This is a genomic window from Psychrobacillus sp. OK032, assembly GCF_900111345.1.
Lineage (GTDB): Bacteria > Bacillota > Bacilli > Bacillales_A > Planococcaceae > Psychrobacillus.
Genome location: NZ_FOGY01000011.1, coordinates 91309 through 113834 on the forward strand (window position 1 = coordinate 91309; position 22526 = coordinate 113834).

Annotated in this window: 23 protein-coding genes, 1 pseudogene and 1 riboswitch; of the genes and pseudogenes, 19 read left to right on the top strand and 5 right to left on the bottom strand. The window is 36.4% G+C overall.

What is annotated here, in order from left to right; genetic code table 11:
- Nucleotides 1–98 precede the first annotated feature (98 nt).
- Complete coding sequence (locus tag BMZ04_RS19095) at nucleotides 99–476, bottom strand: SLAP domain-containing protein (RefSeq protein WP_093275870.1); 378 nt, start codon at nucleotides 474–476, stop codon at nucleotides 99–101.
- Between the two features lie 101 nt (nucleotides 477–577).
- Here BMZ04_RS19095 and BMZ04_RS19100 point away from each other — a divergent pair, with 101 nt between their 5' ends.
- The 6 genes from BMZ04_RS19100 (at nucleotide 578) to BMZ04_RS19125 (ending at nucleotide 3348) form a co-directional block, all read left to right on the top strand.
- Entirely contained in the window at nucleotides 578–1135 is a 558-nt protein-coding gene (locus BMZ04_RS19100) for a GNAT family N-acetyltransferase (RefSeq protein WP_093275873.1), read from the top strand.
- Nucleotides 1136–1210: 75 nt separating this feature from the next.
- The gene (locus tag BMZ04_RS19105) at nucleotides 1211–1366 is read left to right on the top strand and encodes a DUF1540 domain-containing protein (protein WP_093275877.1); all 156 of its coding nucleotides are present in this window, start codon (nucleotides 1211–1213) and stop codon (nucleotides 1364–1366) included.
- 98 nt (nucleotides 1367–1464) lie between these two features.
- Complete coding sequence (locus BMZ04_RS19110) at nucleotides 1465–1935, top strand: YbaK/EbsC family protein (protein ID WP_093275882.1); 471 nt, start codon at nucleotides 1465–1467, stop codon at nucleotides 1933–1935.
- 17 nt (nucleotides 1936–1952) lie between these two features.
- A complete protein-coding gene (locus BMZ04_RS19115) occupies nucleotides 1953–2429 on the top strand; it encodes an NUDIX hydrolase (protein ID WP_093275886.1) in 477 nt (158 codons plus the stop codon).
- A 33-nt stretch (nucleotides 2430–2462) separates the two neighbouring features.
- On the top strand, nucleotides 2463–2789 hold the full coding sequence (locus BMZ04_RS19120) for a YnfA family protein (RefSeq protein ID WP_093276305.1): 327 nt from the start codon (nucleotides 2463–2465) through the stop codon (nucleotides 2787–2789).
- Between the two features lie 22 nt (nucleotides 2790–2811).
- Nucleotides 2812–3348, top strand: a complete 537-nt coding sequence (locus BMZ04_RS19125) for a GNAT family N-acetyltransferase (RefSeq protein ID WP_093275891.1) — start codon at nucleotides 2812–2814, stop codon at nucleotides 3346–3348.
- 74 nt (nucleotides 3349–3422) lie between these two features.
- Here the strand turns inward: BMZ04_RS19125 and BMZ04_RS19130 are convergent, their stop codons facing one another.
- Nucleotides 3423–4859 (bottom strand): phospholipase D family protein, encoded by a 1437-nt coding sequence (locus BMZ04_RS19130; protein ID WP_093275896.1) that lies wholly within the window; start codon nucleotides 4857–4859, stop codon nucleotides 3423–3425.
- Nucleotides 4860–5030: 171 nt separating this feature from the next.
- Between BMZ04_RS19130 and BMZ04_RS19135 the strand changes: the two genes are divergently transcribed.
- The 5 genes from BMZ04_RS19135 to BMZ04_RS19155 all read left to right on the top strand — a co-directional run bounded on the left by BMZ04_RS19135 (nucleotide 5031) and on the right by BMZ04_RS19155 (nucleotide 11138).
- Nucleotides 5031–6233: a CaiB/BaiF CoA transferase family protein gene (locus BMZ04_RS19135; RefSeq protein ID WP_093275901.1), complete on the top strand. Its 1203-nt coding sequence runs from the start codon at nucleotides 5031–5033 to the stop codon at nucleotides 6231–6233.
- Between the two features lie 21 nt (nucleotides 6234–6254).
- On the top strand, nucleotides 6255–7850 hold the full coding sequence (locus tag BMZ04_RS19140) for a long-chain-fatty-acid--CoA ligase (RefSeq protein ID WP_093275904.1): 1596 nt from the start codon (nucleotides 6255–6257) through the stop codon (nucleotides 7848–7850).
- Between the two features lie 302 nt (nucleotides 7851–8152).
- Nucleotides 8153–8252, top strand: a riboswitch (purine riboswitch).
- A gap of 38 nt (nucleotides 8253–8290) precedes the next feature.
- Nucleotides 8291–9574: an NCS2 family permease gene (locus tag BMZ04_RS19145; RefSeq protein WP_093275909.1), complete on the top strand. Its 1284-nt coding sequence runs from the start codon at nucleotides 8291–8293 to the stop codon at nucleotides 9572–9574.
- A 254-nt stretch (nucleotides 9575–9828) separates the two neighbouring features.
- Complete coding sequence (locus tag BMZ04_RS19150; protein ID WP_093275914.1) at nucleotides 9829–10608, top strand: PhzF family phenazine biosynthesis protein; 780 nt, start codon at nucleotides 9829–9831, stop codon at nucleotides 10606–10608.
- Between the two features lie 131 nt (nucleotides 10609–10739).
- The gene (locus tag BMZ04_RS19155) at nucleotides 10740–11138 is read left to right on the top strand and encodes a VOC family protein (RefSeq protein ID WP_093275917.1); all 399 of its coding nucleotides are present in this window, start codon (nucleotides 10740–10742) and stop codon (nucleotides 11136–11138) included.
- A gap of 31 nt (nucleotides 11139–11169) precedes the next feature.
- Here the strand turns inward: BMZ04_RS19155 and BMZ04_RS22955 are convergent.
- Nucleotides 11170–11741, bottom strand: a pseudogene (locus tag BMZ04_RS22955) (IS3 family transposase); the annotation flags it as partial.
- 140 nt (nucleotides 11742–11881) lie between these two features.
- On the opposite strand from BMZ04_RS22955, the gene BMZ04_RS19170 reads away from it, so the two are divergent.
- Together BMZ04_RS19170 and BMZ04_RS22105 are read left to right on the top strand one after the other, a co-directional pair.
- Nucleotides 11882–12259 carry a VOC family protein gene (locus BMZ04_RS19170; protein ID WP_093275925.1) on the top strand — a complete coding sequence of 126 codons (378 nt, stop codon included), beginning with the start codon at nucleotides 11882–11884 and terminating at the stop codon, nucleotides 12257–12259.
- Between the two features lie 316 nt (nucleotides 12260–12575).
- Complete coding sequence (locus tag BMZ04_RS22105) at nucleotides 12576–12821, top strand: hypothetical protein (RefSeq protein ID WP_143128326.1); 246 nt, start codon at nucleotides 12576–12578, stop codon at nucleotides 12819–12821.
- 687 nt (nucleotides 12822–13508) lie between these two features.
- Here the strand turns inward: BMZ04_RS22105 and sspO are convergent.
- On the bottom strand, nucleotides 13509–13715 hold the full coding sequence (gene sspO, locus BMZ04_RS19175) for a small acid-soluble spore protein O (RefSeq protein WP_369802693.1): 207 nt from the start codon (nucleotides 13713–13715) through the stop codon (nucleotides 13509–13511).
- Nucleotides 13716–13993: 278 nt separating this feature from the next.
- Between sspO and BMZ04_RS19180 the strand changes: the two genes are divergently transcribed.
- Nucleotides 13994–14350 (top strand): hypothetical protein, encoded by a 357-nt coding sequence (locus BMZ04_RS19180; protein WP_093275928.1) that lies wholly within the window; start codon nucleotides 13994–13996, stop codon nucleotides 14348–14350.
- Nucleotides 14351–14606: 256 nt separating this feature from the next.
- On the top strand, nucleotides 14607–15089 hold the full coding sequence (locus BMZ04_RS19185; RefSeq protein ID WP_093275932.1) for an NUDIX hydrolase: 483 nt from the start codon (nucleotides 14607–14609) through the stop codon (nucleotides 15087–15089).
- Nucleotides 15090–15296: 207 nt separating this feature from the next.
- Here BMZ04_RS19185 and BMZ04_RS19195 read toward each other — a convergent pair whose 3' ends face one another.
- Nucleotides 15297–15809 (bottom strand): helix-turn-helix domain-containing protein, encoded by a 513-nt coding sequence (locus BMZ04_RS19195; protein ID WP_093275938.1) that lies wholly within the window; start codon nucleotides 15807–15809, stop codon nucleotides 15297–15299.
- A 254-nt stretch (nucleotides 15810–16063) separates the two neighbouring features.
- Here BMZ04_RS19195 and BMZ04_RS19200 point away from each other — a divergent pair, with 254 nt between their 5' ends.
- The 4 genes from BMZ04_RS19200 (at nucleotide 16064) to BMZ04_RS19215 (ending at nucleotide 22438) form a co-directional block, all read left to right on the top strand.
- Complete coding sequence (locus BMZ04_RS19200; protein WP_093275941.1) at nucleotides 16064–17401, top strand: MFS transporter; 1338 nt, start codon at nucleotides 16064–16066, stop codon at nucleotides 17399–17401.
- 243 nt (nucleotides 17402–17644) lie between these two features.
- Complete coding sequence (locus BMZ04_RS19205) at nucleotides 17645–18628, top strand: ornithine cyclodeaminase family protein (RefSeq protein WP_093275945.1); 984 nt, start codon at nucleotides 17645–17647, stop codon at nucleotides 18626–18628.
- Nucleotides 18629–18796: 168 nt separating this feature from the next.
- Complete coding sequence (locus BMZ04_RS19210; protein ID WP_093275949.1) at nucleotides 18797–19774, top strand: ring-cleaving dioxygenase; 978 nt, start codon at nucleotides 18797–18799, stop codon at nucleotides 19772–19774.
- Between the two features lie 1626 nt (nucleotides 19775–21400).
- On the top strand, nucleotides 21401–22438 hold the full coding sequence (locus BMZ04_RS19215; RefSeq protein WP_093275951.1) for an LLM class flavin-dependent oxidoreductase: 1038 nt from the start codon (nucleotides 21401–21403) through the stop codon (nucleotides 22436–22438).
- The last annotated feature ends 88 nt before the right edge of the window (nucleotides 22439–22526 follow it).

The following is a 22526-nucleotide window of genomic DNA, read 5'->3' on the forward strand; positions in this document are numbered from 1 at the left end:
GGGTGAGCGATGAGCCTTAACGAAATCAACTGCCTCCATGTTAAATCTTCCATATTACGCTATTGAGTAAAACTGCACTTTAAAAAATTAAAGGAAGCTTAAATAATTTCTAATAGACCATTTTCATGTGAAAGTTTTTTATCCAATTTTTCTTTTGGAAAAATAAATGTCCATGGCATACTATATTTTGCTTGTATAGCGAGTAACGGACGGGTAAATGAATGTTCTGCTAGAATCTCATTATTTACGCTGTATCTTAGTTTAGTTCCATCTAAAGAAAATGAATGCTCGGTGAAATTATGAATCAGCACAGTTACTAATAACTCGCCTTTATGATTGAATGCTTTCCATAACGGTGTAAGTTGAATAGTATCATTATTAATCTTACTAGTTTCAAGAAAAGTTTTTTCAATTGCGTTGCGATCTTTATCGGACAGAGCTTTATTCCAAGACGATTCAAACATAAGCTTTTGCATTAATCATTCCCCCAATATGTACTATTTTTATTTTAACATTTAAGTATTAAATTATGGTAAGAATGGTATATGCATAAAATTCAAATATAGGTGGGTGTCTAATGAATTTCAATCCTTTTCCAACTATTGAAACAAAGAATTTATTATTAAGAAGAATGGTAGAAAGTGATCGTAATGATATTCATGAAATGAGAAAAGATCCTCAAATGAACGAATATACTGATTCGAAGGAGGACGAAAACGTTTCTGAAACAACAGCTTACATTGAAAAGATGAGTAAAGGAATCGAGCAAAATAAGTGGATTATTTGGGCTATTGAACATAAACTAACCCAAAAGGTTATTGGATCTATTAGTATTTGGAATATAAATGTAGAACTAAAAAGTGGGGAATTAGGATATGGTATAATTCCGAGTTTTCAAGGGAAAGGCCTAATGAAGGAAGCATTACAAAATGTTGTCAAGTATGGTTTTAATGAGATGAAATTAAAAGAAATAGTAGCATTTACAGAGGAAAATAATATCGCATCTCTTCGACTTCTAGAAAAGTGTCAATTTTTGCAAATAGATAGAATGGAAGAGGATGGATATTTTAAAAAACAAGTCTTTCAAATGAACGTATACCAATTAAAAAATAATACTATTAGTGCAAACAGTTAAGTTTTATTATAACCATTTTATCCGGTATTAATCGCAACCAAATTGTTCATGCTAGCAATAAGGAGGTGTGATACTATGGCTCAAGATGTTCTTTGTGAAGTAAACAACTGTACGTATTGGGGATCTGGAAACAAATGCAATGCTGCTGCCATTTACGTCGTAAGTAATAAAGGGAAACAAGCTTCCAGTAGCGAAGAAACAGATTGCAAAACATTTGAACCAGAAGCGTAGATCACCTAGGACAACCATTTTTTTGGTTGTCCTTTTTAATTTCGAATAATGGTAATATTAGATAAGAAGTTTAACTATTAAAAATACGAGGTGTAAATATGGCAATTGAATTAGTAAGAGATTATTTTAAGCAGTTTGGAATCGAAGAAAGAATACTGGAATACGAGGCATCTAGCGCAACGGTTGAGTTAGCAGCTCAAGCGCTAAATGTAGAAGGAGCACGTATTGCCAAAACATTATCTTTTAAGAAAGAGGACGGCTGTATATTGGTAGTAGCTGCAGGCGATGCTAAAATTGATAACGCTAAATTTAAAGCAACTTTTGGAGTAAAAGCAAAAATGCTAACACCAGATGAAGTACTCGAACATGTAGGACATGCAGTAGGTGGCGTTTGTCCATTTGGTATTCCTGATAATGTAGCCGTTTATTTAGATAAATCATTGAAACGTTTTGTCACGGTTTTTCCTGCATGCGGGAGCAGTAACAGTGCCATTGAACTCTCGTGCGAAGAATTATTTACATATGCTAATGGGCGCGAATGGGTGGACGTTTGTAAAGGATGGGAATAAAGAAAGAGGAGAATAATATGGATATTTCATTTGAAACTGTAGAAGGTAGATTCAATTACCGGGTAGCAGGGTTATTAATACATGACGATAAATTACTCATTATGAAAGATGAAGATCAATCATATTATTATGTTCCAGGTGGCCGGGTAATGCTGAATGAAACAAGTGAAGATGCGGTAAAACGTGAAATCAGAGAAGAGCTGTCAATAGAAGTGAATGTAAAGCGGCTGTTATGGGTGAATGAAAACTTTTTTGTGGAAGCCACTTTACAGGAAAAGTTTCATGAAATTTGTTTTTTCTATTTAGTAGAGTTGAAAAATGATGAATTTATAAGTAGAGGAAATGAATTCACCGTAAATGAAAATGGAAAAATACATACATATTACTGGAAATACTTAGAGGAATTAAAGGATATAAACTTATATCCACTATTTCTAAAAGAGAGAATAACAGAATTACCAATGAGTGTAGACCATGTTGTAGAAACGAAATAATTGTATGCATTAATTCGAAAGGATGAGTAGATGTTGTTTTCTGTAATTGCTCTATTTTTGATAGCCGGGTTAGCTGAAATCGGGGGTGGTTATCTTATATGGCTTTGGTTGAGAGAAGGGAAGTCAGCATATTTAGGACTCTTTGGAGGAATTGCTTTAGCTCTTTACGGTGTTATTGCTACATTTCAAATGTTTCCTTCCTTTGGTAGAGTGTACGCAGCCTATGGTGGAGTATTTATCGTGTTATCGGTCCTTTGGGGATGGGGTGTCGATAAAAAAGTTCCCGATACATATGATTGGATTGGGGCTCTAATATGTATAATTGGTGTATCTGTTATGTTATTTGCTCCCCGGAGTTAACTAAAAAGGAGGAGTGAGGAAGATGTTATTTCAAAACGACAAGTTATCTGTTCGTCTATTAGAACAGAAGGATGAGTGTTTATTAGTTAAATGGCTTTCAGATCCTGCGGTACTTGAGTTTTATGAAGGAAGAGATAATGCATTTGACTTACATAAGGTACATGAGAAGTTTTACAACCGTGAAATCGGAGTAGTTCGATGTATCGTGGAGTTTGACAAAATTCCAATCGGATATATCCAATATTACCAAGTAGATATTGATGAGCGAAAATTATATGGGTATGGAAATGTATTAGATGTGATATATGGAATGGACCAGTTTATAGGAGAAGTTGCATATTGGAACAATGGTATTGGAACACTTCTAGTAAACTCAATGGTAGAATTTTTAGTTGAACAAAATCAAGCAGACAGAGTGGTAATGGACCCTCAAACATGGAATGAAAGAGCAATTCGTTGTTATGAAAAGTGTGGATTTAAGAAGGTCAAGCTTTTACCAAAGAATGAACTACACGAAGGCGAATATCGTGATTGCTGGTTGATTGAATATATTAAATAGGATACAACTCAGAATGCCAAACTAAAGGTACTATATCAATTTTGAATTGTGTTAGTACCTTCATTTTTAGCTCATCAATAAGTTGTTACTTTAAAAAACTTTTGTAACGAATAAATCCAACGCTGCCACCAAGTAAATCCATCTTGATATTCTTCTAAGTCCAAAGTATACATGGCATCTTCATTATTCCATAGACGTTCGAAATAGGCTTCCATCTCTGAAACAAGTTGACTATTATTTGGTGCTATTACCCGTAAATTATTTTCTAAATTGTAATTATCCAATGTACGTTCTGTATAGTTCGCGGAACCACTTGAAATAATTGTATGCTCATCAGATTGAATCCAAATAGCTTTCGTATGGTATTGGCCGATGACAGTATTGTACCAACGAATATTCATCTTACCCTTCGTATCTTCAACCATCTCTTGCACAACTGGTCTATTTGGTAGTCCTGACTTTTCTTGTCCAAATGAGTTTTCGTTTGGATCTAAAATGAGATTTACGTCAACACCCCGATTTGCTGCATCAATCAATGCATTTACAATATCTCGCTTAGCTACAAAAAACATACCAAGCCAAATTTTGTCTCCTTCTTTTGTGTCTGCTAAATCTGCAAGTAATTTATCTAAAATCTTTTTCTCTGTTAAGTACTGGACTTCATATTCACCATCTGTTTCGTTCGCTTTTATACGTGGAAGTTTTGGTCCTCCAGAAAACAAGGACACAACTTCTTCTGATTTTAAAATATCATTAATGATAGGACCTGTTACTGTTAATGCGATGTTACCATGGAATCCACTCGCATCATGCGGATTGGACGATGTAACCATTGCTTTTTTCTCTGTGACGACCGCTTTACGATGATTAGCCTTCACGTTTAATAAGGTCATATAGGATGCAATTGTCATTTTGGGAGCGTCACTTGCCATTGCATTTGCTATCCAGCCTTTTCCTCCAATATCAAACCACTGGAAAAATATTCGATAGATGCCTGAATAAATGGGTGTTGAGTCCCGTAAAGGATCCAAGTCGGTATAGACGATTTCTACACCAGCTTTTCTCATTTTCTTAAACCATTCATTTTCATAAGAACCGTAACCTTGATTAAGCGGATCCGTAATGAAAGTTACCGGCATATTTGGATTCTCTTTCTTTTTATTAGCAAGGGTGGTGGATAGGTTGTCTGCGATTTTGGGGAAATCTTCATCATCATCATAGTAGCCATCAAATAAAAAGAAATCGACAACGACAAATTCTTCTGCCTTATTAATCATTGCATTTACTTCTTCAAAAATATGATTTTCATGTACCATTCCAGTTCCTTCTTTATCTTGTGCAAATGTAAGATCTGTAATGAATTCTACCGTATCTGTTTTATGTACGTTTCCCTCAAATGAGACCCCCTCGGGAAGAGGTTTATATGTATGCCATAAAATAACGGCTATATAAATAAGAGCGAATAATATTGCAGCGCCGATGAATATTCGCTTCTTTGACTTTTTAACCATCTGTGTTTCCTCCTACTATTATCTTTTCCTCTTTGGTATTCCCTAGAATAAGAGAAAGCAAACTATTTGACATGTAAACTATTGAAAACGTATACAATATTCCATACAATAGAGTAATAGAAAGAATATTTTTAAATTAAGTAATATTCAGCATATGAAAGGAGTGAGTATGTGGGGATTTTAGATGGTTTAAAAGTATTAGATTTTTCGACCTTACTGCCCGGACCGTTTGCCACTATGATGTTAGCTGATATGGGAGCAGAAGTGGTGAAAGTTGAAGCTCCTGATCGTGAGGACTTAGTCAAATATTTAGGACCTATCGATGGGGAAGTGTCCGCTACTTTTGGACATTTAAATCGTTCCAAACGATCTTTAGCATTAGATCTCAAACAAACGGAAGCAAAGGAAATCATCTATCAACTAATTCAAGAATACGATATTGTTATCGAACAATTTCGCCCAGGAGTTATGGATAAATTAGGAGTAGGCTATGAAAAGTTAAAAGAAATCAATCCTAAAATTATCTATTGCTCTATTACTGGATACGGTCAAACGGGTCCTCTTTGTAATCGAGCTGGGCATGATATTAATTATTTATCTTTGGCAGGTGTTTCGAGTTATTCCTTTAGAAAAGATCAGATTCCTGTACCAGCCGGTATACAAGTAGCTGATATTGCGGGAGGATCCATGCCTGCTGTAATAGGAATTTTAGCAGCTGTGTATCATCGTGAAAAAACAGGAGAAGGTCAGCAGATTGACATAAGCCTTACAGATGTATCTTTCTCGTTAAATGCAATGTATGGCCCAGGATATCTAGTAGGTAAGGAAGAGCCTGAATCGGAGTCATTATTGTTAAATGGAGGTTCTTTTTATGACTATTATGAAACGAAAGATAATCGCTATCTTTCTGTCGGTAGTTTGGAACCACCGTTTCAAGCAATGCTTTGCGAGTTAATTGGCGATCCGGGTTTAACAAAATTAAGTAGTAGTGAACTTGAAGAGGAACAGCAGGCATTTAAAGAAATTCTAGTAAAAGTTATTAAACAAAAAACTTTTGAGGAATGGCTAAGTATATTAGAAGATGACTTTGACGGGTGTATTGAGCCGGTATTGAGTTTCTCGGAAGCTGTAAATCATCCACAAATAAAAGCAAGAGAGATGGTAGTTTCGGTACCGAAGAAAGAAGGTGGTACACAGAGACAAATTGCTTTTCCGATTAAATTTTCAACACAACAAGCGAAATACAGTTTTACCGGTGTGAAAACAGGTAAAGACTCGGAAGAAATTTTGAAGGAAATGGGTCATAGCAAAGATACGATAGATACACTCAAGCAAAAAGGGATCTTTGGATCAATCGAACAAAAAGAAATTTAATTATAAAGAGGAGTTGGTTAAATGTTTGCTACATTAACACCATTAGATTGGAAAAGAAGAGCGATTAAATATTATCCGAAAAAAGTGGCGGTAATCGATGGAGAGAAACAGTTTACATATGAGGAGTTTGGAAAGCGTACGGATAAACTTTCTGCTGCTTTAGTGAATGCTGGTATACAAAAAGGTGATCATATTGCAGTCATGTTGCCAAATACGCATTATATGTTAGAAACTTTTTATGGAATTTGTAGTCTAGGTGCAGTACAAGTCCCTTTAAATTATCGATTAAATGCAGAAGACTTGGAGTACATTATTAAACATAGTGATTCCAAAATGCTTATCGTGGATGAAGAATATAGTCATTTAATAGAGGGTATCCGTCATAGTTTGTCATTAGAAAAGATAATTGTCGTTGCAGTAGAAGGGTATACGAATTTATTGGAAGGTATCTATTATGAAGAATTTATTAATGCGGACTTCGAGAATTCTTCCCTACCAGAAATTGATATAGATGAAAACCAGCTACTCACATTGAATTATACAAGTGGTACCACTTCCAAACCAAAAGGTGTTATGTTAACACATCGAGGTAATTACTTAAATGCTGCTAATTTTTTGTATCATTTAAGTGTAAAGCACGATGATGTATATCTTCATACGCTACCAATGTTCCATGCAAATGGGTGGGGAGGAGTTTGGGCGATTACTGCAGCCGGGGCAACGCATGTATGTTTGCGCAAGGTAGATCCACCGCTTATTTTGGATCTATTTGAAAAACACAAAATTAGCTTATTATGTGGCGCGCCTACCGTTGTAAATATGTTGGTGAATGAGCCAAAAGCAAAAGAATTGAAAATTACAACGAATCCTCGAATGGCTACAGCTGGAGCACCACCGGCCGCAGCCCTTATAGGTAAAGCGCAAGAGATTCTTGGATTAAATATGATGCATGTTTATGGACTGACAGAAACATCACCATTCATTTTATATAGTGAATGGAAGAAAGAATTTGATCATAAATCAGCAGAGGAACAAGCAACAATTAAAGCAAGACAAGGAATTGAGCTAGCGTTTAATGGAGAAACAAAGGTCGTCAGTCAAGAAGATGGAAAAGAAGTAGCTTGGAATGGTAAGGAAATTGGCGAAATCGTCACACGAGGAAATGTAGTAATGGAAGGTTATTACAAAGATCCAGAAAAAACAGCAGAAGCAATTGTCGATGGATGGTTCCATACTGGTGATTTGGCGGTAACGCATCCAGATGGGTATATTGAAATTCAAGACCGTATAAAAGATATGATCATTTCAGGTGGAGAGAACATCTCTTCAACAGAAATTGAAGGAGTATTATACAAGCATCCAGACGTGTTAGAAGTAGCGGTAATAGCTGTACCAGATGAAAAATGGGGAGAAGTTCCAAAAGCTATTATTGTGCTTAAAGAAGGAACTAATGTGACAGAGCAAGAGATGATCGACTATTGCAGAGCCAATATGGCTCATTTTAAAACACCAAAATCATTTGAGTTCGTGGAGTCATTACCAAAAACAGCAACAGGTAAGCTACAGAAGTTCTTACTCAGAGAAATGTATTGGAAAGGCCCAATAAAAGTAAATTAATAGAGTAGTAGACGGTTTTCTATTTATATATAGTGAATGGGAACCGTCTTTTTATAATGCGGAGTAAAGAAGCTTTTTCAATCTCTGATAATTGCAAAAGCTAAATTAACAAGAAGTTCCCATTGATTGAAGCCATGCCCAGGGAGAGCACCTGCCTGCAGCAAAAATCATAGCGGGCACCTAATAGGACCTTTTATTGTACATTAATCCTGTCTTGCGAACTAATAAAAAATAACCATACACGAACAATTATTATTGACATAAACTTATTGTTCGTATATTATATTGTTCGGAGTAAGAAAATGAAAGAATCAAGCTACATTCGTATATTCTCAGTAATATGGTCTGAGAGTTTCTAGTAGAAACCGTTAATTTCTAACTATGAATGGATAGATTTCGTCTATCTATTTTTAGTTAGATTTTTTATTTTAGGAGGTACTATGGAACGATTATTTAAATTAGGTGAGTTAGGTACGAATGTGAAAACAGAAGTATTGGCAGGCTTTACTACTTTTTTTACAATGGCATATATCATTTTCGTTAACCCTGCAATTCTTTCGGCAGCGGGGGTTCCTTTCGATCAAGTATTTATCGCAACGATTGTTGCTGCAGTCATTGGAACATTAATCATGGCTTTGTTTGCAAATTACCCAATTGCAATAGCACCAGGTATGGGGATGAATGCGTATTTTACGAGTGTTGTCGCTACGCAAGGCGTTAGTTACCAAGTAGTTTTTGGGGCAGTTTTGGTGGCAGGTATTATCTTTTTATTGTTAACGTTTACGAAGTTTCGGGAATTACTGATAGAGTCAATTCCTACTTCCATAAAATATGGAATTACTGCTGGTATAGGGTTATTTATCGCATTTGTTGGATTGAAAATGTCTAAAATTGTTGTTGGGAATAGTGAAGCGCTTGTAACGCTTGGTGATTTGAGTGATCCACTCACTGTCTTATCAATTATCGGATTGTTTGTAACGATTATATTAATCGCCCTTCGAGTAAAAGGAGCGCTGTTCGTTGGTATGTTTGTTACTGCAATTATCGGTTATTTTATGGGGATGTTACAACTAGATGGGGTTATTTCGACGCCGCCATCAATCGTATTTTTTGATGTAGATATTCCAGGTGTGTTTACTAGCGGATTATATGCTGTCATATTTTCATTTTTACTTGTGACGATATTTGATACAACTGGAACGTTGATTGGTGTTACGGAGCAGGCGGGTTTAATGAAGGACGGGAAATCGTCGAAAGTGAAATCCGCACTAGCTGCAGATGCGGTTGCTACAACTGTTGGAGCAACACTTGGGACGAGTCCATCTACTGCTTATATTGAATCATCGACTGGAGTAGCAGCGGGTGGAAGATCAGGATTAACGGCACTTGTTGTAGCGATTCTTTTCTTTGTTGCTTTGTTTTTCTCTCCATTAGTGTCGGCTATTTCATCACTTCCAGCTATTACAGCTCCTGCTTTAATCATTGTTGGTTGTTATATGATGGAGGGGCTTGCAAAAATTCATTGGAAGAAGTTCGATGAAGCATTTCCGGCTTTTTTGATTATTTTGACGATGCCCTTAACTGGGAGTATTGCTACGGGGATTGCGGTTGGATTCATTACGTATCCTATTCTTAAACTTGCAAGTGGTAAAGGTCGTGAAGTGCATCCGATTATATACGTTTTCGGGGTTATTTTTGCGATTCAAATGGTTTTCTTTTCATGATTTTAAATTAACAACAAAATCCAATGGTTCATAGCCGTTGGATTTTTTTGTATTACAAGAACACTGGTGTTTAATTGATTTATTCTAAAACAAGTAATTAATCCAGCTATTTTGGCAGCGAACATTATCAATCATAAATTTGGATATAAAAAAATGCGAAGTTATTGCAGAGAAAGTTAATGAAGAAATGTTCCATTTATTATTCTGGTGGGGGTACAATTGATATACAAATGAATACCGAGGAGATTATATAGATGAAAATTCCAATTTATCAGATCGATGCGTTTACAAATGAACAATTTAAAGGAAATCCGGCGGCAGTATGTCCATTAAATAAATGGTTAGAAGATGATTTAATGCAAAAGGTGGCAGCAGAAAATAATTTATCCGAAACAGCCTTTTTTGTTAAAAAGGACAATGGATATGAGTTGAGATGGTTCACCCCAAAAGGAGAAATAGACTTATGTGGACATGCAACGTTAGCATCAGCTTATGTAATATATACTTATTTAGACAAAAAATTAAAGAATATAAGGTTTACTACAAAAAGTGGACTTTTAGAAGTATCTAAGGAAGGCAGTCTATTTACGTTAGCTTTTCCTTCTAGAGAAGGAGAAAAATGCGATACACCGGAGGGACTTATTAAAGGTTTAGGTAAAGTACCTAAAGAGGTTTATAAGTCAAGAGACTATATGGCGGTATTTGATACAGAAAAGGATATTTTGAGCCTCGAATTAAACATGGATGAACTAAAAAAACTAGATGGTTTTGGTGTAATAGTAACAGCTAAAGGAAAAGAAGTAGATTTCGTATCAAGATTCTTTGCTCCAAAGGCAGGAGTAGAGGAAGACCCAGTTACTGGTTCTGCTCATTGTACGTTAGTTCCATATTGGAAGAATAAATTGAATAAAAATGAATTTGTCGCATTGCAATTATCAGAAAGAGGCGGAAAGTTGTATTGTACGGATTTAGGTGAAACGGTAAAAATGTCTGGAGAAGCTGTAGCTTATTTAGAAGGATTCATAAATATTTAGGTAAGTTCTTTCAATAAATTAAAACCTTATTAAAGTAACAGGTGTTTTAGTAGAGCAGGGCTGTCAGAAGACAGTCTTTATTGTTATTCAACTAAAGGATAATAGTGAAATAAAATAGGGGAGGGTTTTCATTGTCAAAGGGGTTACTCCATCATATTGAAATATATGTATCAGATATAAAAAGGACAGTAGATTTTTGGGGGTGGTTTCTTGAAGAGTTAGGATACACTCCATTTCAAGATTGGGTAAGTGGACGAAGTTGGAAAATAGGTGATACATACATTGTTTTTGTACAAACAGAGGACAGATTTTTAGACGTTCCGTATCATAGATGCCGAGTAGGTCTTAATCATCTAGCGTTTCACGCAATTTCACGCGAACATGTTAACGAAATGACAAATAAATTAAAAGATAGAGGAGTAAATATTCTTTATACAAACAAGCATCCTTTTGCTGGGGGAGATAATTATTATGCCGTTTATTTCGAAGACCCAGATAGAATAAAAGTAGAACTCGTGGCTCCTGAATAGTTGGTATGTCAACACTAGATCAAACAACTTTTTTAAGGATCTTAAATGTCGCCTCTGCCACCGCATTATCATAAGGGTCACCCTTTTGGCTAAGTGATCGTTTAATCTTGTATTTACTTAACAGCTCATCAATTCCAACGTTCTTGAACTCAGATCCACGATTTGTATGAAAGACTTTTACCTGACCAAGTGGATACTTAACAGATGCAAAGGCACGTTGAACTAGAGCTGCGTCTTTTTTTTCTCCGATGCTATACCCAACGATTTCTCGATTATATAAATCTATTAAAAAACAGATATAATTCCAACGATTGCCGACTTTTACATACGTTAAATCACTTACTAAAACGGACATCTCTTTATCTACTTGAAATTCTTTTCTCTATTTAGCACATTACGAACAGACTCCTCATTTGGTTGAGTGGACATTGGTTTATAAGAAGCTTGCGTGTATTTAGATACAATTCCAAGCTTTTTCATGAAACGACCAAGACGTCGTCTTGAAACGGTTTGATCAGTTTTTTCTAATGCATCTTTTATTCTTCTGGTTCCGTATACTTTCCGATTTTCCTGGAAAATCACCAGCACTTTCTCTTTTAATTCTCCCCCCTAAAATAGTAATATTAAAGGGATTATTGCCAACTTAATAGAATTATAGACATATTGAGTGATTTTACTAACGCAGCAGTTAGTTCAACAAGACCACATGGTGAAATTGATAAAACATTATTGGGGGGATAGTAATGAACATATACCAACTAGATCATTTAGTCTTGACTGTAAAAGATATTGATATAACATGTGATTTTTATAAAGGAGTATTAGGAATGAAAGTTATCACGTTTGGAGATGAGAGAAAGTCACTGCACTTTGGACAGCAGAAAATAAACCTACATGAAGTAGGCAAAGAATTCGAACCGAAAGCAAAACGGCCTATGTCTGGTACTGCTGATTTATGTTTTATCACGGATGTCCCCATGTCAGAAGTAATTAATCAATTAGATTGTTACGGAGTACCTATTGAAGAAGGTCCTGTAAAAAGAACAGGAGCAATAGGATCGATAACATCTGTGTATATAAGAGATCCAGATGGTAATCTGATAGAGATTTCTAACTATTAATTTAATATTTTATTTCCTTGTTGAACTAACGAGGTGCTTTAGTTTAACATGACCATCATTTCGATGGTCTATTTTAGGTCCAAAACATTAAGAATATTTCGGCGATACAATGTGAAATGTTACACTTAAACTAACGCCGCAGTTTAGTTGAACAACAGGGTTATATATATTAAATTAAGGACTTTCTATATTTTTTTAATACACAAAGGAGGGATTTATAATTAATCCTTTAGATTTTCTCAATACTTATGATTTACACGACAGTATTGTAGGAACAATTCAATATAATTCCACAGAAAAAAAACTAGAGTTAGAAGTGGAATTATGTAATTGGAGGCAGAATGATTACAATGAGGCAGAGCCAGAGATGGTGCAATGTCAATTAGTATTTACAGGAGTTTCCACATTGGATTTGGAAACTAATTTCCTTGTAGATTCTTATGAAATATTAAACATAGAAATAATAGATAATATGGGTACTTTGAAAATTGTTTTACAAAATAACAATGATGTCATTGTTATTTTAGTCTGTGCTAAAGAAGTTGAACTTTTTAAAAGTTAATAAGTTTCCGTGGTGTTAATACGAGTTCGTTACTCAACTAACGGGTGCTTTACTTCAAGAAAGGGTAAAGCCTTTTTTCTTATTTAACTAAAGCAGCAGGTTAGTTGAAGAAAGATTGCGTGTAATTTCGAACTTTTACGAACCGTTTTCGTTTATATAACAAGTATGTTCACCTCTCTCGTGTAAATAATAATACGATGTCATCGGAATAGAGCTTGTGCGATTGTATTATAAATGTAAGCGTCAAATAGCCCCCACCTTACTATAGACGGGGGCTTGTTGTATCATTTTGATAACTTATTAAAGACGGTACACGTAATAGGTAATGTTGTTGACCAATGCATCAATTTGTCAGAGGCATTTACGTCTGTCGGATACACATTGGAAATCGTCTTGAATAGTTGGGGAAGATAGTAAATGAATGCAATCCATTTTCTTTCGCTGTCTCCACGATACTGTAGATAATTGCGCTCTCCCTGGCACCTTTCGGTGTATTGGAGAAAAGCAAACGCCATCTGTCTGAGTATCGCAGTAACCGCCAAAAGTAACGGTTTGGATTTCTACAAATACCTGAAGAAAATTTTTACGGATCTAAGCGGAATATAGTAAATAAATGAAGTAAGCCGTATATTCGAATTAAAAAAAGGTACGCTTATTTATTATAATTCGGTCTTACATCATTTTAGCTCATTGCCGCTTCTTCGTTTTCTTATTATTATGTCTCTCTGCCGCTGTCAAGGGTTTGTTTGCAAGTTCATGATCAAACTCCCTTGATAAATTCTTCCTAACCGCTTGCTCATCACTAGCGTTACCACTTAAATTGTTCTTCGGGCTGTTGCTCACTATATACACCTCCATGATTTTAGTTTGCCACGTGGTGTCCTTAGTATGCATTTTTGTTAAATCTTACGGTAATTGTTTTGTAATTGATTATCTCTTCGAATGCGGTTACTAGGTTCTCTCCTTCGCAGCATTTAAAGAATTTAAAAAAGTTACTTTTTTCTGTGATAGCCTATTGTACTAACGACGCAGTTTAGTTGAACAAGGAAATGGAAAATGTATGTTGTAGTACTACATATAAGGAACTGATATTTTTATTTAACGGAAGTAAGGGTGTTAAATAAAACCAAAAGAAAATTAAGAAATATATACTTACAATAGGGAGGAATAAAATGACGAATTATTATTACTTTGCATCAGACCAGAAGATGGGATTAGGTAATGGTTCAATTGATTTTACAGAGACGGATTTACACATTCCAGGATTCGATTTTCCGATTCAGGTAGAAATATATAATGGAATTGAAAAAGCGTGGGAGTTGCGAGAACTACTACAGTATATTCTTAATCACACCACACCTTATAAGGAGTGTATTTTACAAATAGCTCATTTAATAAATTCAAATCGGGTTGAACTAATGGTACAGAAAAAATCTAATTTACTATTGCACGAGATTGTTGACCCAAAGCAACTCTTACTACAAGAAGGTCAATTATTGACAATCAAAAAAGTGCAAACCATTAAATAGTTCATTTAAGGAAGTCAAGCTAAAAAGGTTGTTTCGGCGATAGTGTTTGTTAAACTAACGGGTGCTTTACTTCAAGAAGGAGTAAAGCTTTTTTTATTAAATTAAAAGAGCAGTTTACTTGAAAAAAGATTTAAACTAGGGAAATTAAAGGTTGATTTATTTGTACCAATAGAAAAACGAATATTATGAACTATAGGGTGCATTATTTAAACTAAAGAAGCAGATTAGTCAAAACTAGTTGAAGTATAGTTGGATAATGAATGAATTTTATTGTGGAGATGATTTAGTGTTTAAATATAATGTATGTTTTTTGAAAAGTAATGACCGAATCTTAATGCTGAATCGTGAAAAGCCACCGATTATGGGTGTGTGGAACGGGGTTGGTGGTAAATATGAAGCAGGAGAAACAGCTGATGAGGGTGCAATACGTGAAGTATTTGAGGAAACAGGTATCAAAGTAAACGAATATTACTCGAAAGGTGTAATTACATGGGATAAAAATGAGGGGGAAAAAGATGGGTTATATGTGTACTTATTCGAAGTAGATGCGACATTAGGGAATGGACCCATACAAAAAACAAGAGAAGGGATTCTCGATTGGAAACAAATAGATTGGATAATGAACCCGAATAACTTAGGGATTGCTGAAATGGTTTTTCAGTACTTACCTGTTCTATTAGAAAAAGAGAGTGATTATTTATTTGAGTACAAAGACGGTATTGTAAATCTTATAGTGTAAGAAGTATCATATTTGCAGCCGTTGCCACAGGATGTGGCGTACTTAAGAAGCCTTCCGGTTCCATGTGCCTGTCGGTGGCCAGCACGAAGCGGGCCATACAGTCGTTGCGAAATGTTTTTTTATTTTGCTCAGGAGCACCACGATGTCGCGAACTTAGACTGTATTCCTTTAACATAGGCTCTTCCCGCTTCCGCTTTTCTATTGTATTTACTTCGAGGATACAACTAAAAAGCGTACAACTTGATCAGTTAAGTTATACCAATAGTGAGTTTTAGTTGCATCAAACATGGTGGATTGTTGCTCGACTAAATTCTTTTTTTCTCCATCCACGACTACAGTTAGTGTCCCTTCCACGACAAATAGAAATTCATGACCACTATGTGAAAAAGCATTCCCTTCATTTTCTCCAGGTTGTAGTGTGACTAAAATAGGTAGATAGGAAGCATTAACTATTTCATTTGATAAATCTTGATAATAAAATTGTTGTCTGATGGCATCTAAGTCATCCGCCTGTGAACGATCGGAAAAAAATACAGTTGGGTTTACCTTCAGTGCATCTGCTATTTTCTTCAAAGATTCTAGCGTGACACTCGATTTTCCACGCTCTACTTGGGAAAGGAAACTGATAGAGACACCAGTTTGTTCAGCTAAATCTTTCAGAGTTTGTTTTCGTTCTTTTCTTAGTTCTTTTAATTTCTGTCCGATTGAATGAGAGGGCATCTATAAATCTCCTATGCTTTGTAATATATTATTCAGTTAACCATATATTACAAAGCAAGTACACCTAATGCAAATAGTGCGTAACAAAGCTCTATTAGGTTACCAGTATGATTCCCGCCGGGTGAGCGATAAGCCAACTTAGTAGTACACACTATTACTATAATATTAAATTGACAGAATATTTAAAGTTAAATACAATGAAAATGGGGAGAAATTAAAGTGTCACTTCAATTTTTTTAAAAAGGAGATGTATCATGGAATCAAAACAAATGAGAAAAGTATGGATTGCAAGTTTGGTAGGAAGTTCCATTGAATGGTTTGATTACTTCTTGTATGGGACGGTAGCAGCTTTAGTGTTTAACCAGCTATTTTTTGTTACGGAAGACCCATCGGTTGGAACTATTCTGGCTTATGCGTCATTTGCATTAGCTTTCTTTATACGTCCATTTGGAGGGGTTATTTTCAGTCATATTGGAGATAGAATTGGGCGTAAGAAGACGCTTGTTCTTACGTTAAGTTTGATGGGGGTTGCAACATTTGGTATGGGATTACTTCCTACTTATCAAGCGATAGGTGTTTGGGCTCCAATTCTTTTAATAACGCTACGTCTTGTACAAGGCTTAGGTATTGGAGGAGAATGGGGAGGAGCTTTACTTCTAGCAGTAGAATATTCACCTAAAGAAAAACGTGGTTTATATGGGTCTATTCCACAAATGGGAGTACCTATCGGAATGGTTCTTGGGACAGTTGCGTTATCTATTATGACTTTGCTTCCTGAAGATTCATTTATGACTTGGGGTTGGCGTATTCCATTCATTTTTAGTGCATTGTTAGTTGTATTTGGATTATGGATCCGTAAAGGTATTGACGAAACACCATCATTCAAAAAGGTAAAAGAGTCAGGTGAAATTCCGAAATTACCAATCATAGATACATTGAAATTCCATTGGCGTGAAGTACTAATAGCAATCGGTGCAAAAGTAGTGGAAACAGCACCATTTTATATCTTCGGTACGTTTGTTGTATCTTACGCGACAACAAACCTAGGTTTCTCAAGAACAGCGGTGTTAAATTCAGTTATGATAGCAACAATAGTTACTACGATTTTAATTCCGATTATGGGAAGTCTCTCGGATAAAATAGGTCGTAAAAAGCTATACGTGGCTGGAACTATTGGAATGATTGTTTTTGCTTTCCCATACTTCTGGATGTTATATCAACAATCCGTTGCATTATTAGTTCTTGCGACGGTTATTGGATTAGGTATAATCTGGTCACCGATTACTGCAGTATTAGGAACGATGTTTTCTGAAATTTTTGATGCAAAAGTACGATATACAGGAATTACCCTTGGGTATCAAATTGGGGCTGCATTAGCTGGTGGGACTGCTCCGCTAGTTGCTGCTAGTCTATTGCTTAAGTTTGACAATTCTTATATTCCTGTTGCATGTTACATCATCTTCACTGCGGTTATTTCGCTTTTTGCTATTTGGGCGGTAAAAGATCGCAGTCAAGAGCATTTAGATGATGTTAGCAAGGTAGATTCTGAAGATTCAATAGAAAATTCTTCAAATGCATTGGGTAAAGCATAATAAGTAAAGCGATAAAAGGAAAACTCGTCTTTCGCTAAGGTTAGTGAGAGGCGAGTTTTTCTTAAAAAATAAGAAAGTATATACTTTTTACTCAGGAAATTGTCCAGGCTTCAGCGCCTTGCCCCTCGGGGTCAAATGTGAAAAAGCTGTGGTGGCTGAGGAACTGCCTCCTCGCTTTTCCACATTTGCCTGTCGGGGCAAACATAGGCGCTTGCGCTTTTCTTATTAATGGAGGTAATTAGCATGTTAATAGTTAATGAAGAACAAATTATGAATACATATGTTATGAATGATGCGATTCAAGATGTTACCGAAGTATTAAAAGCGAAGGAAGCGGAAAAGATTGCAAGCCCTCATCGTACAGTTATCGAATTTCCTTCGCATGAAGCCTCCGCTTTGTATATGCCTAGTGCCGATTTAGTGGGAGAAGTAGCGGCAGTAAAAGTTGTTACGATTTTCCCGCATAATCCAGCGAACGGAAAAGCGACAACACAAGGGGTTATCTTACTTTCAGACGCTTCAAATGGGGAGCATTTGGCTATGTTGAATGCCTCCTATTTAACGAGACTTCGTACCGGTGCCTTAAGTGGAATAGCAACAAATTACTTAGCGAAAAAAGATGCAAAAGTGCTAGCGGTAATTGGAACCGGTGCGATGGCATTCGAACAAGTACTAGGGGTACTTGCCGTTCGTCCAATCGAACGCCTCCTACTTGTGAACCGAAATTTAGAAAAAGCGAAGTCATTTGGAGAAAAGCTCCGAGCATTTGGAGTAGAAACAGCTTATGAGCTAATAGAAGAAGTAGCGGCTGCAGTTCGCCAAGCAGATATTATTAACTGTGCTACTCGTTCAAATGAACCTGTTTTTAATGGAGATGATTTGAAGAAGGGTGCACATGTGAATGGAGTTGGATCTTATTTACCACATATGCATGAAGTAGACATAACGACTATTACTCGTGCATCTAAAATCGTTGTGGATGATTTTGTAGGTGTAAAAGACGAAGCCGGTGAATTGATAGACGCGGTAAATCAGGGGAAATGGTCTTTTGAACAAGTATATGGAGAAATTGGGAAGCTTGTCGTAGGCGCAATTAGAGGTAGAGAAAATGAAGAAGAAATCACATTTTTCAAATCTGTTGGAGCTGCCTATTTCGATTTAGCTGTTGCAAAAGGCGTGTTTGCAAAAGCTAAAGAACAAAATATAGGTACGGAAATAGATGTGTAATATTTTCTAATGAATAAGTAAATAATTAGTACAGAACTGTTCTCAATAGCATGAATGCTTTTGGAACAGTTCTTATTTTATTGACAAGTTTTTTAATGTATGATAAAATTACTTCGAATTAGAGATACTTTAATTAAAGGTAAAAAAGTTGTATAGGAGGAATATAAAATGAATCATTTAAAAGGTATGCACCACGTAACTGCAATTACAAGTAGTGCAGAAGAGAACTATAAATTTTTCACATATACATTAGGAATGCGTTTAGTTAAAAAAACAGTGAATCAAGATGATATTCAAACTTACCACTTATTTTTTGCCGATGACGTAGGTGGAGCAGGAACAGATATGACATTCTTCGATTTCCCTGGTATTCCAAAAGGGACACACGGTACAAATGAAATTTATAAAACAGCTTTCCGTGTACCAAGCGATGCTGCACTAGACTACTGGGTTAAACGATTTGATCGTTTAGAAGTAAAGCATACAGGAATTCAAGAACAATTTGGTACAAAAGTTCTTTCATTCGTAGACTTTGATGACCAACAATATCAATTAGTGTCAGATGAAAATAATGAAGGTATTGCATCAGGAACACCTTGGCAAAAGGGACCTATTCCTTTAGAGTATGCGATTACGGGACTTGGACCTATTCATATTCGAATTGCAGAATTCGATTACATGAAAGAAGTGTTAGAAAAAGTAATGCTATTTAAAGAAATAGCACAAGAAGGTTCCTTACATTTATTTGAAGTTGGGGAAGGCGGAAATGGAGCGCAAGTAATTGTAGAGAAAAATATTATTCTTCCTCCAGGACGACAAGGGTTTGGTACGGTGCACCATGCAGCATTCCGTGTAGAAGATCGTTCTGTTTTGGATGAATGGACTACTCGAATGGAGAGCTTTGGTTTCCAAACATCTGGTTTTGTGGATCGCTTCTTCTTCCAAAGTTTATACGCAAGAGTTGCAAATGGCATTTTGTTTGAGTTTGCGACGGATGGTCCAGGATTTATGGGAGACGAACCTTATGAAACACTTGGAGAAAAGTTATCCTTACCACCGTTTTTAGAACCAAAACGTGCACAAATAGAAAGCTTAGTTCGTCCAATTGATACGGTAAGAAGTACAATAGAGTTTGTAAAAGAATAATGAAAAAATTCAAGCCCACTTTCTGCTGAGAAGGTGGGCTTGAGTTTTTAATAGAGTAAGTATATGCATATGAAAAGTGATTTGTTGTCGTGAAGTTTACCGCCGATAAGAATATGCGGATATGCGCCTTTAGGTTCGGATACGCCTTCTTTATGTGCGGATAGCCAGGATGTAGGGGCGAAGTAGATTAATATGAGCGGATAAGTTTCTTTTAGGATCGGATACGTCTACTTTATGTGCGGATAGCTACAATGTAGGGGCGAAGCAGATTAATATGAGCGGATAAGTGTCTTTTAGGTTCGGATACGCCTTCTTTATGTGCGGATAGCTACAATGTATGGGCGATGCAGATTAATATGAGCGGATAAGTTTCTTTTAGGATCGGATACGCCTTCTTTATGTGCGGATAGCCACAATGTAGGGGCGATGCAGATTAATATGAGCGGATAAGTTTCTTTTAGGTTCGGATACGCCTTCTTTATGTGCGGATAGCTACAATGTAGGGGCGATGCAGATTAATATGAGCGGATAAGTTTCTTTTAGGATCGGATACGTCTACTTTATGTGCGGATAGCCAGGAGGTAGGGGCGATTCAGATTAATATGAGCGGATAAGTGTCTTTTAGGTTCGGATACGCCTTCTTTATGTGCGGATAGCCACAATGTAGGGGCGAAGAAGAATAATATGAGCGGATAAGTGTCTTTTAGGATCGGATACGTCTACTTTATGTGCGGATAGCCAGGATGTAGGGGCGATTCAGAATAATATGAGCGGATAAGTGTCTTTTAGGTTCGGATACGCCTTCTTTATGTGCGGATAGCCAGGATGTAGGGGCGAAGTAGATTAATATGAGCGGATAAGTTTCTTTTAGGTTCGGATACGCCTTCTTTATGTGCGGATAGCCACTATGTAGGGGCGAAGAAGAATAATATGTTCGGATAAATGTCTTTTAGGTTCGGATACGCCTTCTTTATGTGCGGATAGCCAGGAGGTAGGGGCGAAGTAGATTAATATGAGCGGATAAGTTTCTTTTAGGTTCGGATACGTCTACTTTATGTGCGGATAGCTACAATGTAGGGGCGATGCAGATTAATATGATTGGATAAGTTTCTTTTAGGTTCGGATACGCCCTCTTTATGTGCGGATAGCTACAATGTAGGGGCGATGCAGATTAATATCAGCGGATAAGTTTCTTTTAGGATCGGATACGTCTACTTTATGTGCGGTTAGCCAGGAGGTAGGGGCGATTCAGATTAATATGAGCGGATAAGTTTCTTTTAGGTTCGGATACGCCCTCTTTATGTGCGGATAGCCAAGGGGCGATGCAGATTAATATGAGCGGATAAGTTTCTTTTAGGTTCGGATACGCCTTCTTTATGTGCGGATAGCCACAATGTAGTGGCGATGAAGATTAATATGTTCGGATAAGTGTCTTTTAGGATCGGATACGCCTACTTTATGTGCGGATAGCTACTATGTTGCTCAAAATTGTGAAACGGACAACTTTACTTTAAGATATTCTATTAATAACTCTGTCACTCTGTATATAAGCCAATTATTTTGTTTTTCCCTTGTTGTAGGCTATCGTTAAATTTATATCAAGTGATAAGTAAGGGGACGAGATCATTGAGCGAAACGAAAACATTAAATCAAATTAAATATTCTGTTTTAGATTTAGCACCAATTACTCAAGGTAGCTCTCCAGCAGAAGCATTTCAACATACGAAGGATTTAGCCCAACATGCAGAGAAGTGGGGATATAACCGTGTTTGGCTTGCGGAACATCATAGTATGCCAGGTATTGCAAGTTCAGCTACTTCTGTAGTGATTGGTTATGTTGCTGCAGCTACTGAAAAAATTCGCATTGGATCAGGTGGCATTATGCTGCCAAACCATTCGCCTCTTGTTATTGCAGAGCAATTTGGAACGCTTGAAGCAATGTACCCAGGGAGAATTGATTTAGGATTAGGTAGAGCACCGGGAACGGATCAGTTAACTGCGATGGCATTGCGACGTGATTCAAGAAGCAGTGGACACGAGTTTCCACAGCAATTAGAGGAGCTACGCGGTTATTTAAATGCAAATTCTAAACATAATAAAGTACGAGCTATTCCAGGAGAGGGACAAGATATACCAATTTGGCTCCTTGGATCGAGTGGTTTTAGCGCTACTTTAGCTGCCCAGTTAGGATTACCTTTTTCATTTGCAAGTCATTTTTCACCAGAAAATACATTACCGGCGCTCGAGAGATATCGTCATTATTTTGAACCATCTGCAGTATTAGATAAGCCATATGCAATGGTTGGTGTTAATGTCGTAGCTGCGGAGACGACCGAAGAAGCAAAAATCCTTTCAACAACACATCAACAACAGTTTTTAAGTCTTATTCGAAACACGCCAGGTCAGATACAACCGCCAGTAGAGACGATGGAAGGGATTTGGAATCCACTTGAAAAAGAAAGTATTCTTAATCAATTGAAATCGACCATTATCGGGAATCCACAGGAAGTAAAAGAGAAGCTGCAAGCATTTTTAGAGGAAACAGGAGCAGACGAAATGATTATTAACTCAACGATATATGACCATAAAGCTCGCTTAAGGTCATATGAAATAGTAGCAGAAGTGACAGGGATGAAATCATTAGAAGCAAACCAGATTCTATAACATTTAGAATCTGGTTTTTTTATGCTTTAATCAGATTTTTTAGGGTATATATAGTAACAGTTAAATATAGTGTGTTAAGGGGGAAAGT